The following is a 16337-nucleotide window of genomic DNA, read 5'->3' on the forward strand; positions in this document are numbered from 1 at the left end:
GTCTCCGGAGCGGTTGGGCAGGTGGGGGTCCGGTACCCGCCTCGCGGGCACGCTTGCGCGTGACACGTGAGTCTCGATCAATCAGTGATTCGACGGAAGACTGGCGCACGCGGTGCGCCGACTAGAGATGGCGGCGCTGCTGGCCACCATGGTCGTCGTGAGCTGCGCTGCAATGGACGCTGTGGCTCGCCCGGCGACCCCGAACGGCGACCGTTCCCGGCGAAGTGCCGCGGTCGTGACCCACGCTGATGGTGGTGACGTCCGGAGCGTCTAACGGTCGAACCGTTCGCGCCGCACGGTCGGCCGCCGTCCACGGATGGTGCTCCGTTGCAACGACCGGATCACCAGGTCCGCGGCCGCTTCGGGCACCTCCACCAGGGCGAAGCGATCGGTGATCTGGATAGCGCCCACGTCGCGGGCATTGAGGCCGGCCTCGCCGGTGATAGCGCCCACCAAATCCTGCGGTCGCAGGCCAGACCGGCGGCCGAGACCGACGAACACCCGGGTCATGTCGCCGGACGACCGGTTGCGTGCCGGGTGAGCCTGCCGCTCACCGTCGTAGCGGTTTCCCGCCGCCCTGTTCTGCGAATCCGGGAGGTCTCGGCGCCGGCCCCCGCGTTCGCGCAGCGGTACCGGCGACGGGATCTCGGCCTCGTCGACGTCGCCGCCGTTGGCGTCGTGCAGCAGTTTCAGCCCGGCCAACGCCACCAGTTCGATGTCTGCGTCGTCGGTGAGCAACTCCAGAATCGGCCGGAACCGATCCAGGTCGTCATCCTCCAAGGCGTCGCGCACGGTCGTACGGATCAGCTCAAGGCGCCGAGCCCGCAGATCGGTCACGGTGGGCAGCTTCTCCGCAACGATTCGCTGTCCGGTGAGTCGCTCAATGGCCTTGAGCATCCGCTGCTCGCGCGGCTCGGCCAGCGTGATGGCGGCGCCTGCCCGCCCCGCCCGGCCGACCCGACCGATGCGATGCACGTATGCCTCAGGGGCCGACGGCACGTTGTAATTGATGACGTGCGTCAGCTTCTCCACATCCAGGCCGCGGGCCGCGACGTCGGTGGCGACCAGCAACTCGGTGGTGCCGCCGCGCAGGCGGCCCATCACCCGGTCGCGCTGGTCCTGGCTCATGCCACCGTGCAGGGCCTCAGCACGGAATCCCCGGCCGTTCAAACTCTGGGTGACTTCGTCGACCTCTTCCCGGGTACGGCAGAACACGATCGCCGCCCGAGGTGCCTCGACGTCGAGTACCCGTCCGAGAGCGGCGGTCTTGTGGGCGCGCGCGATCAGAAACGCGCTCTGGCGTACCCGGGGCAGGCTGTCCGCTGACGCCGTCTCGCGGCCCATCCGGATCCGCAGCGGTTCGCGCAGGTGCCGGCGGGCGATGGCATCGATCCGCGGTGGCATGGTTGCTGAAAACAACACCGTCTGCCGGGTGTCGGGTGTCTCGGCGAGAATGGCCTCGATGTCTTCGGCAAAGCCCATGTCCAGCATCTCGTCGGCCTCGTCCAGCACGACAGCGCGGACCTCGCCAAGCTGCAGGGTACCCCGCTCGATGTGGTCCAGGACCCGGCCCGGCGTCCCGACGACGATGTCCACACCGCGCCGCAACACCTGCAACTGGCGGCTGATCGGCTGACCGCCGTACACGGGAAGGACTCGGACACCCAGTTCACGGCCGTAGCGGTGGACCGCCTGGGACACCTGCTCGGCCAGTTCCCGGGTCGGCACCAGAATCAGCAAGGCCGGGCCCCCCAGCGCGCTGGCCGCGTGCCCTTGAAGGAGTGGCAACGCGAAGGCCGCTGTCTTGCCGGTGCCGGTCGCGGCCTGACCGACCAGATCCTTGCCGGCAATCAACGGCGGGATTGCCTCCCGCTGGATCGGGGTAGGTTCCTCGTACCCGAGGTCACTCAACGCGCGAAGTAGCTCCGCACGCAGCCCCAGTGCGCCGAAGTCCGCAGCGGCGGCGAGCGGGTATTCATCCATGCCCACAGGATACGAAACTGGTCCGGTTCCCTGCAGAGCCACCACTTCTGGCGGCCGTCTCCGGTTCGTCACGACGACGAACACGACCAGGACCGTAGCGAAACCGACAAGCAGGCGTTACCGGCAGAACGCGCTGACTAACGTCCGAGGAAATGCAGGCGGAATTGCGGTTCTGCCTCGTGCCAGGCGTATACCACCGCTGACCGTTGCAGCAGCGCCGCGAGTTTGTTGCAGCGCGCCGTCCACCAGGTCCGGGTCGACGCCGTGATCAGGCGACGGTGATTTCTGGGTGGCGGCCCGGCCGTGTGGGGTTTGGTATCGATCGCATCACCGCTGAGGACAACCTCAGATGTACGGGAATGCCGGGGAATTTGCTGATCGTGGCCGTTCCGGAATCGGGCGGGCCCGGGGGGCGGCCCGGGTGGGTGGGTCACGGTTTGGTGAGCAGGCAGCCGGCGACGGTCAGGTCGATGGCCCGGCTGGAGTTCAGGCAGGTGGTGAACCAGTAGGTCTGCTGGCCGTAATTGCGTCCCTTCAGGACGGTGACCTCGCCGCTCGGGCTGACCTCACACGGGTTGTTCAGCGTGCAGCGCTCGCCGTCCTCGTTGCCGGTGTTGTTGATACCGATCAACTCGCCGGTGCTCGTGCTGACGATCGGCGATCCGGACGTGCCGCCGATCGTGTCGCAACCCGCGTCGTAGCGGACCGAGTCCCTCCACGTCCAGGTGTCCTCGCGCAGCGTGGTCACGAAACCGTCGATGCTGCAGTTCCAGACCCTCTTCCAGTAGCCGGACGGGATCGCGATCGCGGTACCGGCGGCCGGATGCGTGGCCGAGATGGTCAGCGGCGTGGCCCCGTACGACGAGGACAGCGCCGCGAACGTGGTGTTCAGCCGGTAGAGGGTGACGTCGTTACCGGTCATCGTCGCGTACAGCACCAGGTTCGCCCGGACCCGTGCCACCGAGCCGCCGGAGCTGTTGAGCAGCGTGCCGGTGCGAGTGCTGGCGACGTTCTGGATGACCCTGCCCGCGGGGATGAAGCCACCCTCGTAGCAGTGTCCGTTGGTGAGCATCATGGCGCTGTCGGTGCTGACCGAGGTGGGGAATCGGACGAGCGAGGCCGAGCAGTTGCTCAGCGCGATGGTGTTGGCCAGGGTCACCGCGACGGCGGTGGGGGCAGGTGCGGCTGCCTGGGCCGGAGCAGCCGGTCCGGTCAGGATGCTGGCGGTGGCCGCCAGCGTGGCGACGCCGAGTGCTGATGCCCGTCGGAAGCGCATGAAGTTCCCCTCACAGCGAGGCGGCAGCCCGGATAGGGCCTGCCGCACAGGTGGCGGCGGGGCATGACGGGTCTACGGCACGCCTACGCCGGTAGCTCTGGCATAGGCACCGTCCCATCAGCATTTAATCGCGTCAATATCCCAAACAACCACTCATGCCATCCTTATGGAACCCGGAACGTCCGGCCGGAGCAATGAGGTGAATTGGGCTTGTGCGGTCGGCCCAGGGCGCGGTGAAAGCATCGTTGGCGTTCTGCTTCCTGGGCCGCCGACCTGAACCGGACGTTCCTGTTTCCACGCATCCGGCCATGTCGCTGTCGGTCTCGTCTGGCGCAGCTCGTCGATCTCGCCGGTGGTGTCGGGGGCAGCGAGCGCGGCCCGGTACTGGGCGTCGGCGGCGCGGCGGAGGTTGTCGGTGAGCGTTGATCCGGTGAGTTCGGCGCGGAGGAACCGGTCGATCGGTTCGGTGATGGTGTCCTCGCGCACGTAGAGCGCGGGCGGGTGGCTGATGTGATGTTGGCGGACGAAGTCGCGGCTCGCCGTGTAGCGGTAGTACAACCGGCTGTGGTTGGGATTGCCGACCATCTTGCGCTCGCACACGCCGCAGGTGATGAGTCCGCGGAACCGGTACGGATGACCGGGCACCTCGGCCCAGCATGTCCCCTCGGTGGCGGCGAGGCATCAGCCACGTGGCGTACGCGTGGTGCGGGCGTCGCCCGAGTCTCCTCACGAACCGTCGGACGGAATCCAGCCGAGATGCGCGGCCCGTACGCCGGCCTGGAACCGGGTTTCGGCGTCCAGCCGGACCAGCAGGCGGCGTAGCCGCCGCTGGAAGGTGCGGTAGCTCAGGCCCAGTTGACGCGCGATCGCCTCATCCGGGAGGCCCGTGGTGAGCAGCGTGAGTAGCCGCCGCTCGTCGGGGGTGGGTCCGGTGACCGTGACCTCCGGTCCGGACCCCAGCGGCAGCGCCCGGTCCCACAACGACTCGAACAGCGCGCCGAGCGCCTCCAGCAGCGCCGAGGGATGCACCACGACGATGCTCTCGATGGACGACGGCGCCGCCTGCAGGGGGATCAGCCCCACCCGGTCGTCGGCGAGGATCAGCTTGGTCGGCGTGGCGGCCAGGACCCGGGCCACCTCGCCGCACGCGGTGCTCTGTTCCAGGTCGGTGCGCAGGTCGTGGAATTCCACCAGCCCGCGCGGGTCGTAGATTACCCGGTAGCGGACGCCCCGGGCCAGCATGTCCAGCTCGACGGGGTTGCGGTTGCCGGACGGCACCGCGTATGGCGGCTTGTCGATGGCCCGGATCTGGTGCCGGGCGGCCCGCTGGACCTGTTCGAACCGCTCCAGCACCACCATCCGCCCGGTGACCACCTCGATCAGCGACGCCGGGTCGTCGCCGGCGTGGGCCCGGCGGTGCCGGGCGGCCATCTGGTGGGCGTGCAGGCGGGCGCGCTGCAGCTGTTCCTCCTGGCGCAACAGGAGCGCCTCCAGCGCCACATCCGGGGCGGCCGCCGTGTGTCGCTCGGGGTGACCGGCGCCCCGGCCGACCAGCCCGGCGTCCTCGAGGTGGTCCAATGCCACCCGGACCAGTTCCTCCGCCAGGCGGGTGCTGCGCGCGAGCTCCGGGACGGTCGCGGGGCCGTCCATCAATGCCGCGTACACGGCCTCGTCGTCGGGTCCGAGACCGGCTACGGAGAACATCTGGCTCATCGTCGCCGGGAAATCCGCTATCGGCCTGGCGTCATCGTGTCAGCGGCGAGTTCTCGCCAGGGCACAGCCGTTCCGCAACGCATCGGCGAACCTCATTCTTTTCATAAGTTGTTAGTGGCAGGTTCACAGTCCCGCCCTAGCGGCCCACCAGCACCGCGTCGTGCCCCACGTGACGAGGTGCTGTTCTTTCGCCACCCGGACGGAAGGACGCTCCGATGAGCTCCAGTCACAGCTCCGGAGGTGCCCGCCGTTGGCGCCTCGGCATCCCCCTTGCCACCGTGGTCGCCTGCGCCGGTGCCACATTGCCGCCCACCCACGCGCAGGCCGCACCAGTGACGTCCGGCCCACCGGCGCCGACGTCCGCGACCGTGGACGACTCGCACACCGTCACTCTGCTCACCGGAGACCGGGTTCGCTACCGCGATCTGCCCGGCGGGCGGGCGCAGGTCACCGTCCAACCCGGAGCGCTCGACCGGCGTGCGGTCACCTTCGCCACCACCTCCCGCCCGGCGGCCGGGGGCCGCTCGGCGCTCTACGTGGTGCCCTCGGACGCCGAGCCGCTGATCAGCTCCGGTGCACTCGACCGGGAGCTGTTCAACGTACGGGGCCTCACCCGGCAGGGGCTGGATGACGACCGCTCGGCCACCCTGCCGGTCATCGTCACCCGCCCACAGCGCGGCGGCGCGGGCGCACTCCCGGCCAGCCATCGCACCCGCGCCCTGCCCACGCTGGGTGGCGAGGCGCTGCGGGTGGACCGCGACAGCTCCGGATTCTGGAAGGCGGTCGGCCCGACCGGCGCCCTCGCCGCCGGGCGGGCCCGGCCCGGACTGCGCGGCGGCATCGGCCGGATCTGGCTCGACGCGCGGGTCGCCGCCACTCTCGACCACAGCGTGCCGCAGATCGGCGCGCCCGAGGCGTGGCAGGCCGGATACGACGGGACCGGCGTGACGGTCGCCGTGCTCGACAGTGGAATCGACGCCGACCATCCGGACCTGCGGGGAAAGATCACCAGTGCGGTGGACTTCACCGGCTCCGGCACCACGGCGGACCGGCTCGGGCACGGCACCCATGTCGCGTCCATCATCGCGGGCAGTGGCGCGGCCTCCGGCGGCCGCTACCGGGGCGTCGCGCCCGGCGCCGACCTGATGATCGGCAGGGTGCTCGACGACGACGGGGCCGGGCTGGACTCCATGGTGATCGCGGGCATGCAGTGGGCGGCCGACGGCGGCGCCCGCGTGATCAACATGAGTCTGGGAGGCGACCCCACCGACGGCACCGACCCGCTGAGCGCGGCGGTCGACGAGCTGAGCCGACGCACCGGCGCGCTGTTCGTGGTCGCCGCCGGAAACGACGGTGCGCCGGTCAGCGTGAACACCCCCGGCGCGGCCCGTACCGCCCTGACGGTCGGTGCCGTGGACCGCGACGACCACCCCGCCGCGTTCTCCAGCCGGGGCCCGCGACTGGGCGACGGGCTGATCAAGCCGGAGATCGTGGCGCCGGGCGTCGGCATCGTCGCCGCCCGCGCCGCCGGCACCGACCTCGGTGAACCCGTGGGCGACGCGTACACGACGCTGTCCGGCACGTCGATGGCCACCCCGCACGTCGCGGGCGCCGCCGCGATCCTCGCCCAGCGACGTCCCACCTGGCGCGCCGACCGGCTCAAGGATGCCCTGATCAGCAGCGCCGCCCCGGTCGACGGTGGCTGGGCGGCGGTCGGGGCGGGCCGGGTCGACGTGGCCCGCGCGACCCGGCAGGACATCGCCGCCACCGGCGCCCTGCAGGCCGGAGCCGACACTCCCGCCCCGAACTCGGAGCAGTACCCGATCAACTACGTCAACGACGGCACCGAGCCGCTGCACCTGCACCTGGGGATGACGTTCACCGGCTGGAACGGCGCGCCCGCGCCGACCCTGGGCCGGCTGTCCACGACCGAGCTCACCGTGCCGGCGGGCGGCCTGGCCTCCGCCACGGTCACCATCGATCCGGCCGCCGCCAGCGGCGCCTACGGTGGGGCCGTCACGGCGACCGGGGGACAGGTCTCCCTGCGCACCGCGGTCGGCGCCTACCTCGCTCCGCAGACCGCACAGATGACCGTACGGATGACCGATCATCATGGCCGTCCCGCCCCCTTCGGCACCGTGTACCTGGTCGACGCCGGTCTCGACCCGGCCACCTCGAACGACCCCTTCGCCGCCGCCACCCTCGTCGTCACCGTCGAGGACGGGACGGGGGCCGCCCCGGTGCGCCGCGGCGGGGTGTACACCGCCCTGGCGTCACTGTCCGCCGCTGAGCTGACCGGCCGCCGTACGGATCTGCTGGTGTCGCCGGAGGTCACCGTCAGCGGCGACACCGAGGTCACCCTGGACGCCCGCAAGGGCCAGCGGCACACGGTCACCACCGCGGAAGCCACCGACGAGCTGGCCCGCTCCGTCGAGGTGGTGCGCACCACCACCGGCGCCCAGGTCAGCCTGCTGGCCGCGGTACGCACTGACCCCGACCTGGGCATCTTCGTCACTCCGCAGCCCGCCGCGGGCAAGGGCGACCTGGACACCTACGACAAGCGCACGCTGGCCGCCTCGGGGCTGGGCGTCCGGGCCGGGACCGGCGCTACCACGGTGGACCTGCACCCCCGGTACGACGTCTACCACACGCCCGCCCGCTGGCCCGGCACCCGGCAGGCCGACCTGGTCTGGGCCGGACGGGGGCAGCCCGCCGACCTGGCCGGGCTCGACCTGCACGGCCGGCTCGCCCTGGTCGCCGTCGCCGCATCCGACGACACCCCGGATCCGGTGGGCGCCGCCGCGCAGGCGGCCACCGCGGCCACCCGGGCGGTGGCGGACGCCGGTGCCATCGGCGTACTGGTGTACGTGGACCGCACCGGCGCGGTGCCGCTGGCCCGCCCCGTTGCGGCGCCCGTGCCGCAACTGTTCCTCGGCTATGCCGAGGGCGCGGCCCTGCGGGCGCGGCTGGCGGACGAGGCGGTGTGGATCAGCCTGACCGGCGACGACACGCCGGACAACAACTACAACCTGTTCTATCCGACCGCGGGCGTCCCGGCCGGGCGCGTCGACGTCGCCACCCCGGCCACGCTGGTGGTCATCCCGACGCGTTACCACGCCGACCGGCCGATGACCTACGAGAAGAACTGGTACGCCTTCGGCCCGCGCAGCCTCAGCGCCGTCCGCGAACGCGTCCAGTTCACGGCACCGGCCGTCCGGGCCGAGTACGTCGGACCAGCGAACGCCACCGTGACCTGGATCCGATGGACCACCCAGAACGAGCAGCCGGCGAACGCCCCGGCGCAGACGACCTCGCTGCTCAGCCGCGACGTCTTCGGCACCGGCCCCCGATCGCTGCCCGAGGAGCGCTGGTACGAGGGTCCGGTCCTGGAGGGGGAGCCGGGTAGCGGCGCCGACGGCTGCGGCCTGTGCCGCGGCGGACCCGACGGTGCCCTGTTCTTCCCGGCCTGGCACCTGAGTGACTCGACGGGCACGCACACCATCCAGTCGTGGCCGGACTACCGCAGCCGGGTCCAGCTCTACCGCGACGGTGTCGAGGTACCGGCGCAGGAGACTGCTGATCTGCCGATGCCGACGTTCCGGATGTCGCCCGAGCCGGCGGACTACCGGCTGGAGGTCGACGGGCCGGCACCGGCCGGTCCGAACGTCCGGCCGGTAACGCACACGACCTCGACGTGGACGTTCCGTTCGGCGCCACCGCGGTCGCCGTCGCTGCCCTGTCCCGGCACGGTCGCGGGCGGCTGCGTCCACCAACCGCTGATCCAGGTGACCTACCGGCTGGGGCTGGACCCGGACAACCGGGCCCCGGCCGGACGGGACTTCACCTTCGAGGTGCTGGCCGGGCAGCCGCAGGGGGCGGAGAACGGCGGCGTACCGGCCGGACTCTGGCTGTGGTCGTCCGCCGACGCCGGGCAGACCTGGCGACCGGCGACGGTTCGGCAGCTGGCCCCGGGCCGGTATCAGATCGGCGTACGCAATCCCGCCGCCGCCGGGCCGGACGGCGTGTGGCTGAAGGCGGAGGCGTGGGACAGCGCCGGCAACCGTCTCCAGCAGACGGTGCGGGGGGCGTACGGTCTCGCGGCGGCGGGCCGGGCGCCGTCCCAGCGGGTCGCCACCGGTGAGGTGCACTCGCGGTGACGACCCGGCACGGCCCGGTGGGGGTTCCCACCGGGCCGTGCCCGTCGGGCGGCTCGGCTCAGGCATGTCGCGGGCCGCTCGGTATCGGATGCTCAGGAAGAGCTGCTGTTGCGCGGCATGGCGGGCGCCACCCGGCGGAAGTCGAACTGGTTGTTGTTGGTGTCCTGGTCGGCCACCCGCAGCACGGACTGGTCGGCGAACGTGTTGCTCTGCGCGGGCGCGGGCGCCGTCTCGGTGCAGATGTTGTTGGCCGAGAAGCCGACCGAGTCGACCCGGGCGCCCAGGGAGTTCTCCTGCGTGGGAGCGCTGCGCAGCAGCACCCCGCCGGTGCGCGCGATGTTGCCGTTGTAGGTCTGGTCCGGCGGCGTCAGCCGCTCGTAGCCCTGCGCCGCCAGCAGGTAGTACTGGCCGGTGTCGGGCTGCTGATCCTCGCTGCCGCTCAGGATGGTGCCGGCCGGGATCGTGGCCAGCAGGGTGTGCAGGCCGGAGTTGTTGCAGTTCCAGATGCTGAAGTTGGAGATGTCCATCGACTGCTCACCGATGTTGCGCAGCTCGACGAACTCGTCTGTCACCCCGCCGGGTCCCTGCGTGGAGACCTGGCTGATCACCATGTTGGACGCCGGCGCCGGGGGCACGAGCGGTGCCGCGCTGGCGGGCGCAACGGTCAGCGCCATGGCGGCACCCACGGCCAGCGGGAGTGTGCCGAGAGCTGCGATACGCCGGGTGATGAGAGACACGGGTTCCTCCTGGAGTCGACACTGTCCGGTATCCCGCCGGTGGTGCGGGTCCGGCCTTCCGAAAACAAATCCTGTCCTCGGGCACGGTGCTGAGAAAGAGTCCGTTTTCTGGCCACCCCCGGGTTCGCCCTGCCGCCACACCGTCCTGGAAACATTGTCATCTAACAATGTCAATTTGGCGTTGTGCGATTATCCGTCCCGGTCGCTGCGAGACTGGTCGTCAGCTGCGGGGCTGGTCGTCAATAGCCGCGACCGGCCGGCACGCCCGCGGTCGACAGCAGACGCACCGCTCGCGCCTCGGCGGCCGCCCGGTCCAATTCGTGCCGGGACAGACCCAGCACCACGCCGAGCCAGCCGCGCCAGTAGGGCCCGGGCACGCGGCCCCCACCCTCCCAACGGCTGACCTGGTCGCGGCTGACGGATCGGTTCCCGGAGGCCGCCGCCAGCGCATTCGCCAGTGCCACCTGGGTCATGGCGCGGCGTAACCGGTACCGCCTGATCAGCCGCCCGATGGGCGGTTCGACATATCGAGTCATGGAAGTCCTCCTTCGTCTCCGACGAGTGCAGGGGTTCGGTTCCGTAGTCAACATCGACGATGCCGGAGGCTGCTCGGCCGAACCTTTGCCCGCGTCGCAATGAGCAGGACGCCGACGACGGTTGCGGGTGCGGGGTTGCACCAAGGGAGTGCGCCTAACTACACCTTTAGGGGTAGTGCGCCATCTGAATTAGCGGGATCGTGGGTGCAAATTCCCGTGGCCCGGCCGGTGGCGACTTTGACAGTCCGACGGCGTATGTGAAAAGACGTCAATCGCACCCGGCTATGTGGACAATCACGGCCGGATGTCGGCAGAATCGACGAAGTCAGGCATGTGTCGAACGCGGGGCGGTCGTCGAGCGGGACGTTGTGCAGCCCGGCTGCCACCGCCGGATCATGCGCGCCGGGAAGGCGTATCCATCGAAGTACGAGGTGCCATGCGCAAGCTCGACAGGAACGGGCAAAACCTGTTCGTCCCACCGGCGCCGGGCCGCACCCGGGGCGTGACCAGGCGACCCCCGAGATCACCGGTGGGACGCCAGATGCACACCCCGGCCATCGGATCGATCGACATCCTGGTCGCGGGCGACCACGCCCTGCTGCGCGAAGGGCTGGTGGAGATGGTCACGGCCGAGCCCGATTTCCGCGTCGTCGGCCAGGCGGGGAACAGCGTGACCGCCGTCCAGTCGGTGGCCGCCCGCCGGCCACGGGTGGTCCTGCTGGACGTCGAGATGCCCGACCGGCCGGTCTGTGCCACGGTGCGGCAGATCCGGCGGATCTCGCCACGCACCCGCGTCGTCGTGCTGGCCATGGACGACGACCTGCGGCTGCTGCGCGACGTGCTGGCCGCGGGCGCGCATGCCGCGCTGGTCAGGTCGGCCAGCCGGCAGGAACTGGTCGGCGTGATCCGTACCGTCTGCCAGGAGGCCACCAGCGTGCTGATGGTCTCGCACCGCAACGCGTCCCAGTTGGCCGTGCCGGCCAGCAGCCCCCTGAGCCGCCGCGAGCTGCAGGTGCTGGAGCTCGCCGCCCAGGCCCTGAGCAACGCACAGATCGCCACCCGGCTGCGCATCGTCGAGGGGACGGTCAAGCGTCATCTCACGAACGTCTACACCAAGTTGGGGGCGGTCTCGCGCCTCGACGCGGTCAACAAGGCGGAGGCGGCCCGCCTGTTGCAGCCGTCGTTCCGGACCGGAACTCCGCGGGGGTAGCTGCGATCGTCGCGTTCGTGAGCTCGATCCCCGGGCACCACGCAGGCGCATGATCGACGTCGTTCGATTGACCTTCCGCGAGGCCGGTCTCGGTGCCGGGCCGGTAGAACATCTGCACTCCGATCCACCTTCTTGATTGTGGTCGTCTCACTGATCCAGCCGGCCACGAGCGCAGGGTCGTTGCAGTACCTGCCGAGAGGTGGGCAGCGAGGTGAGGCTGCCCGCGCTGAGATTGCCGTCGCGGCAACGCGATCCACTGCGTTCCATTGTGGGTCTCTTTATATGCTTCCTATCTGTATATGCTTGCCGCATGACTGCTTCGGCCATGCGTGAGCCGACGTTCCTGGTGCTGACCGCGCTCGCGGCCGAGCCGCAGCACGGCTACGCCGTCATCGAGGACGTTCGGCGCCTCACCGGCGGGCGGGTCGCGTTGCGGGCGGGCACGCTCTACGCGGTGCTCGACCGTCTCCGCGGTGACGGGCTTATCGAGGTCGAACGCGAAGAGGTCGTCCAGTCCCGGCTGCGGCGTTACTACCGGCTCACGGCGCTCGGCGATCGGCGGTTGGCCGACGAGAGCGAACGGCTGCTGCAGCAGGCGACGGTCGCCAGCCGGCGGCTTCGCGAGCGCCGTTTCCGGCTCGGCAACGCGCTGGCCTGAGGTCCCGGTGACGACTGGAGACGGAGATTGCATGACCGCGCACGACGAGCTCGAGGGCCGCTACCGCCGCCTGATGGCGGCTTACCCGATGCTGCACCGGCGGGAATACGAGGAGGAGATGGTGGGCGTGCTGCTGGCCGGGGCCGAGCCGGGGCAGCGCCGCCCGAGTGCCCGGGACTGCGCCGACATCCTGTTCCATGGGCTGGCTGTCCGCGTTCGTGGGTGGGTCGGCGACCTGGGTGATCCTGCGTGGCGCCGGGCGGCGTTCGCGGTCCAGGTCGTTGGGGCGCTGTTCCTGCTCGTCGTGGGCATTCGCTGGATCCTGCCCGGCCTGACCTTCTACCCCGGGGTGGACGTGCTGGAGTTCGCCCGTCCGGCCGTCTGGGCGGTCGTGTTCACCCTGATGATGGCCGGTCTGCGCCGCCTCGCCGCCGGCGCCGCGGTGGGCGGCGCCCTTGTCGAGATCGCGCACGTCGCACAGTGGTACGCCTATTCGCCGAGCCAGGTCCTGCGATCAAGCTGGCTGGTGACCGTGGCGCTGCTGGTCGCGGTCAGCTCGGCATGGCTCGCCGGCGGCGCGCGGGTCGCCGCGCCGCGCGGCCTCTGGTGGTTCGCCGCGGCGCTGGCGTTCGCGGGTGCCGGCAGCGTCACCGACTTTCACCAGGGCTGGTTCTCCGACTTCAGCTACGGGGTCACCATGAACGGTCAGTTCCATTTCCGGTACGCCGTGCCGCTCTACGTGAGCGCCGCCGCGCTTGCCGTGTGGGCCTGGTGGCGGCAGGGCGGCCTGGTCCGCCGCCGGATCCTGGCGCTGATCGCGCCGGTGGCCGGCGTCGCCGCGATGGTCACCTACGGATTCGCCGGCTTCATGTATTCCAGCCAGCAGTTCCCCTCGCCGATCCTGCTGCGCCCGTTCCAGTGGGCGATTCTGCTGGCGACTCCCGTGGCGGCGTTCGCCGTGGCGGCGGTCGGGCTCAACCGCTGGGAGCGGCTGAGCACGCTGGTCGAGCTCGGCCGCCGAGCCGAGAAAGCCTGAACCCAGCCGGGCCGACATGCTCGGGCGGATCGGTGACCTCGCGGGGGCGGCGCGGGAGCTCGCCGGCGTCCAGGAGTGGGCTCTCGAGCACGGCGACCGGCGGCTGCAGGCCCGTACCGATATTCCACAGCAGCATCTGGGTGCTCACCACGATGGGCCATGGGACGTTGACGTAGGCCGCCGCATCGGGCCCCAGGAGGTGCAGCACGAGCAGGGGCGGCACGTAGGGTCAGATGCCCCCGTTGATGGCGCCCGTCTTCAGAGCCCCCTCCTTGACTTTCCATTTGGCGAGCAGCTGGTCGTACGTGCCGTCCTCGAAGATTGCATAGAGGGCGGCCTGCAGCGCCCCGGTCAGCGCAGGGCGGTCCTTGGCCACCGCCATTCCGTACGGCAGTGCCTCGATCTGCGATCCGGAGAGTTCCAGGCCCGGGAGGCGCTGCACGTCGGCGACCATGATGGGGAAGTCGTCCATCGAGGCGTCGGCCTTGCCTGCGGCCACGTCGGCCGACGGGGTACGGGACTGCAGGATGGTGACCTTCTTGGCCTCGCACTGCTTTGCCTGGTTCTGCACCATGTCCACGTAGAACGTTCCCGGCTGGACCGCTATTCGACGCCCACAAAGTCCGGGCATTCCGCCGATATCGCCTACGCCTTTCTTCACCACGATCGAAGTGCCGACGTTGAGGTAATCGACGAAGTCGACCTGCTTCTGACGGTCAGCCTTGTCGGTCATCGACGACATGGCAACGTCGATATTGCGGCCCTGGATCTTGCCCAACAGGTCGCCGAAGGAAACCGTGGCCCATTTCACCCGTAGCCCCAGCTTCGCGGCGACCGCGTTGCCCAGATCGATGTCCAGCCCGGCGTACTGGCTGTCCTTCATGAAGGTGATCGGCTCGAACACCGGGTCGGTGCCGATGGTCAACTCGCCGGAACTGCGCACCTCGGCAGGTAGCGCCGCCCGGGCCTCGGCGAGGCGGTCCACCGACGTCGACGCCGGCTGTGTGCCATTGCAGCCGGCTGTGGCAAGCATCACCGCGACAGCGCCTACCAACAACGAAACGGCGCGCACGCGCATAGGAAGCTCCTCAGTCTCCGCGAAGTCAGCCACCCCGGTCGGCCGCAACCATCGGCGCCGCCCTGTCCTCACCTGAGCCTTCTCACCACCTTGCCGCCTGTCCCACACGACCGGGACACGGCGCTGCCCATGAGTGAGGTACGGCGCTGGCGAAATCGTTCAAGAAGGTCAGGCGGTGGACCGATTTGACCCGTGCTCAAACACGCGCCCGGGAGACCATCCGAATGAAGCTCACCCTCCGTCGCCAGGTGGCCGCTCTGGCCGTCGCCGGCTTCGCGTTCGTCACCGGCGCCGGCGCCGTGGGCTACCTGGGCGCCTCCGGGCTGGCGGACCAGCAGGTCAAAGCCCGGGACTTCACCACCGCGCTGCGTGCGGTGCAGTCCGCCGACTCGGCCCGGGCGAGCTTCCACAGTGAAGTCCTCGTGGCCTTGAGCACCCGTAACAGCACCGAACGGCAGGCTACCCTTGACCAGTTGGGCAAAGAGGTCCAGCGGATCCGCGGCAGCCTCGACGAGGCGATCCGCTACAACCGGGCCCTGCGTCCCCAGATCGACGGGACCCTCAAGCCGCTGAACGACTTCATCGCCAGCGGGCAACATGTGGTAGCCCTCGCCAGCCAGGTCGCCTCGGACCCCGAACGGACGGGTGCCCTCGCCGCCCGACCCGACTTCGACGCCCACAACCAGCAGCTGCACGAGGCGATGCAGGGCCTCGAAACCGCTCTGAGCACCACGATCCGGCAAAGCTCTGACGCCGCCGTCTCCGACGCCAACCGGGGCAAGATGCTAACCATGATCATCGGTCTGCTGGCCGCCCTGGCGCTCGGTGGGGCATCCCTGCTGGTCGGCCGCCGCATCGCTCGCCGGGTGCAGGTTTGCCTGGACGTGGCCCGAGCGGTCGCCGCGGGCGACCTCACCGTCAGCGCCGCGATGGATGGCAGCGACGAACTGGCAGAGCTGGCCGCCAGCCTCGACGAGATCGTCACTTCGCTGCGGGAGGCCCTCTCCGAGATCACCGAGAACGCTCGGACGCTCTCCACAGCCTCCGAGGAGCTGACCGTGACCAGCCAACAGTTGGCCGTCGGCTCCGGCACCGCCTCGTCGCAAGCCCAGACCGCCACCGCGCACATCGACCATGTGACGGAAAGCGTCGCGGCGACCAGCGCGGCCACCCATGGGCTCCAGGAGTCCATTGGCGACATCTCCCAGGCTGTCCTTGAGGCCAGCTCGGTCGCGGACGAGTCGGTACAGCTCGCCGCGGAAACCAACCGGACCATCGGCCGGCTGCGCAGCTCCAGTGATGAAGTATCGGCCGTGGTCAACATGATCACATCGATCGCAGAGCAGACCAACCTGCTCGCCCTCAACGCCACAATCGAGGCCGCCCGCGCTGGCGAGAAGGGCAAGGGCTTCGCCGTGGTGGCGAGCGAGGTCAAGGATCTTTCCCGGGAAACCGCGCAGGCCACCGAGGAGATCCGCAACAAGGTCCTGGCCATGCAAACCGACACCGCCGGCGCCATCGATGCCATTTCCCGGATCACCGAGGTCATCGGACGCATCGACGAGCTGCAACGCAGCATTTCCTCCTCGGTGGAAAACCAGTCGGAGGCGACGCGACAGATCGCCGACAGCGTCAACGTGGCCAACGAATCTTCCGCTAGCGTCGCAGACTCAATCGTGAGCGTCGTCGAGATGACCCGGGTGACCCACAAGGCCGCCAACGACACGGAGACGGCCGCAAGCGAACTGGCCACCCTCGCCCACCGGCTGAGCAACCTCGTCGGGCAGTTCCGACACTGATTCGATCGCGAACCGGCGCCTGCCGCAAACCCCCTGATCACTCATCCCTGTTCGCCGTTGAGCTGGGCGGTGCCCAGCCAAGCGCGGATGGCGCCCGCTGGCACAGGGAGCGCCCGTGGGCGATATCAAACGACCCGACATTGTCCTAAGAGGA

Annotated in this window: 12 protein-coding genes; 5 read left to right on the forward strand and 7 right to left on the reverse strand. The window is 70.0% G+C overall.

Features of this window, described 5'->3' with window-relative positions; all coding sequences use genetic code 11:
- Nucleotides 1-270 precede the first annotated feature (270 nt).
- The 4 genes from ACMCNK_RS33315 to ACMCNK_RS33330 form a co-directional block, all read right to left on the reverse strand.
- The gene (locus tag ACMCNK_RS33315) at nt 271-1983 is read right to left on the reverse strand and encodes a DEAD/DEAH box helicase (RefSeq protein WP_412741074.1); all 1713 of its coding nucleotides are present in this window, start codon (nt 1981-1983) and stop codon (nt 271-273) included.
- A gap of 430 nt (nt 1984-2413) precedes the next feature.
- A complete protein-coding gene (locus ACMCNK_RS33320; protein ID WP_412740289.1) occupies nt 2414-3259 on the reverse strand; it encodes a S1 family peptidase in 846 nt (281 codons plus the stop codon).
- Between the two features lie 153 nt (nt 3260-3412).
- On the reverse strand, nt 3413-3904 hold the full coding sequence (locus ACMCNK_RS33325) for a zinc ribbon domain-containing protein (protein WP_412740290.1): 492 nt from the start codon (nt 3902-3904) through the stop codon (nt 3413-3415).
- An 81-nt stretch (nt 3905-3985) separates the two neighbouring features.
- Nucleotides 3986-4963, reverse strand: coding sequence for a TrmB family transcriptional regulator (locus ACMCNK_RS33330; RefSeq protein ID WP_412740291.1), 978 nt, complete (start codon nt 4961-4963; stop codon nt 3986-3988).
- Nucleotides 4964-5187: 224 nt separating this feature from the next.
- Here ACMCNK_RS33330 and ACMCNK_RS33335 point away from each other — a divergent pair, with 224 nt between their 5' ends.
- Nucleotides 5188-9129, forward strand: coding sequence for a S8 family serine peptidase (locus tag ACMCNK_RS33335; protein ID WP_412740292.1), 3942 nt, complete (start codon nt 5188-5190; stop codon nt 9127-9129).
- 92 nt (nt 9130-9221) lie between these two features.
- On the opposite strand, the gene ACMCNK_RS33340 is transcribed toward ACMCNK_RS33335, so the two are convergent.
- Nucleotides 9222-9866 carry a hypothetical protein gene (locus tag ACMCNK_RS33340; RefSeq protein ID WP_412740293.1) on the reverse strand — a complete coding sequence of 215 codons (645 nt, stop codon included), beginning with the start codon at nt 9864-9866 and terminating at the stop codon, nt 9222-9224.
- A gap of 239 nt (nt 9867-10105) precedes the next feature.
- Nucleotides 10106-10402, reverse strand: a complete 297-nt coding sequence (locus tag ACMCNK_RS33345) for a helix-turn-helix domain-containing protein (RefSeq protein ID WP_412740294.1) — start codon at nt 10400-10402, stop codon at nt 10106-10108.
- Between the two features lie 541 nt (nt 10403-10943).
- On the opposite strand from ACMCNK_RS33345, the gene ACMCNK_RS33350 reads away from it, so the two are divergent.
- From ACMCNK_RS33350 to ACMCNK_RS33360, 3 genes are all read left to right on the forward strand, one after another.
- Nucleotides 10944-11612, forward strand: a complete 669-nt coding sequence (locus ACMCNK_RS33350) for a LuxR C-terminal-related transcriptional regulator (protein WP_412740295.1) — start codon at nt 10944-10946, stop codon at nt 11610-11612.
- A gap of 310 nt (nt 11613-11922) precedes the next feature.
- A complete protein-coding gene (locus tag ACMCNK_RS33355) occupies nt 11923-12270 on the forward strand; it encodes a PadR family transcriptional regulator (protein WP_412740296.1) in 348 nt (115 codons plus the stop codon).
- Between the two features lie 31 nt (nt 12271-12301).
- Complete coding sequence (locus ACMCNK_RS33360) at nt 12302-13306, forward strand: hypothetical protein (protein WP_412740297.1); 1005 nt, start codon at nt 12302-12304, stop codon at nt 13304-13306.
- Between the two features lie 229 nt (nt 13307-13535).
- Here the strand turns inward: ACMCNK_RS33360 and ACMCNK_RS33365 are convergent, their stop codons facing one another.
- The gene (locus ACMCNK_RS33365; RefSeq protein ID WP_412740298.1) at nt 13536-14384 is read right to left on the reverse strand and encodes an ABC transporter substrate-binding protein; all 849 of its coding nucleotides are present in this window, start codon (nt 14382-14384) and stop codon (nt 13536-13538) included.
- 224 nt (nt 14385-14608) lie between these two features.
- On the opposite strand from ACMCNK_RS33365, the gene ACMCNK_RS33370 reads away from it, so the two are divergent.
- On the forward strand, nt 14609-16183 hold the full coding sequence (locus ACMCNK_RS33370) for a methyl-accepting chemotaxis protein (RefSeq protein ID WP_412740299.1): 1575 nt from the start codon (nt 14609-14611) through the stop codon (nt 16181-16183).
- Nucleotides 16184-16337 lie beyond the last annotated feature (154 nt).

It is taken from the genome of Krasilnikovia sp. MM14-A1259, from assembly GCF_047159535.1.
GTDB lineage: Bacteria > Actinomycetota > Actinomycetes > Mycobacteriales > Micromonosporaceae > Actinoplanes.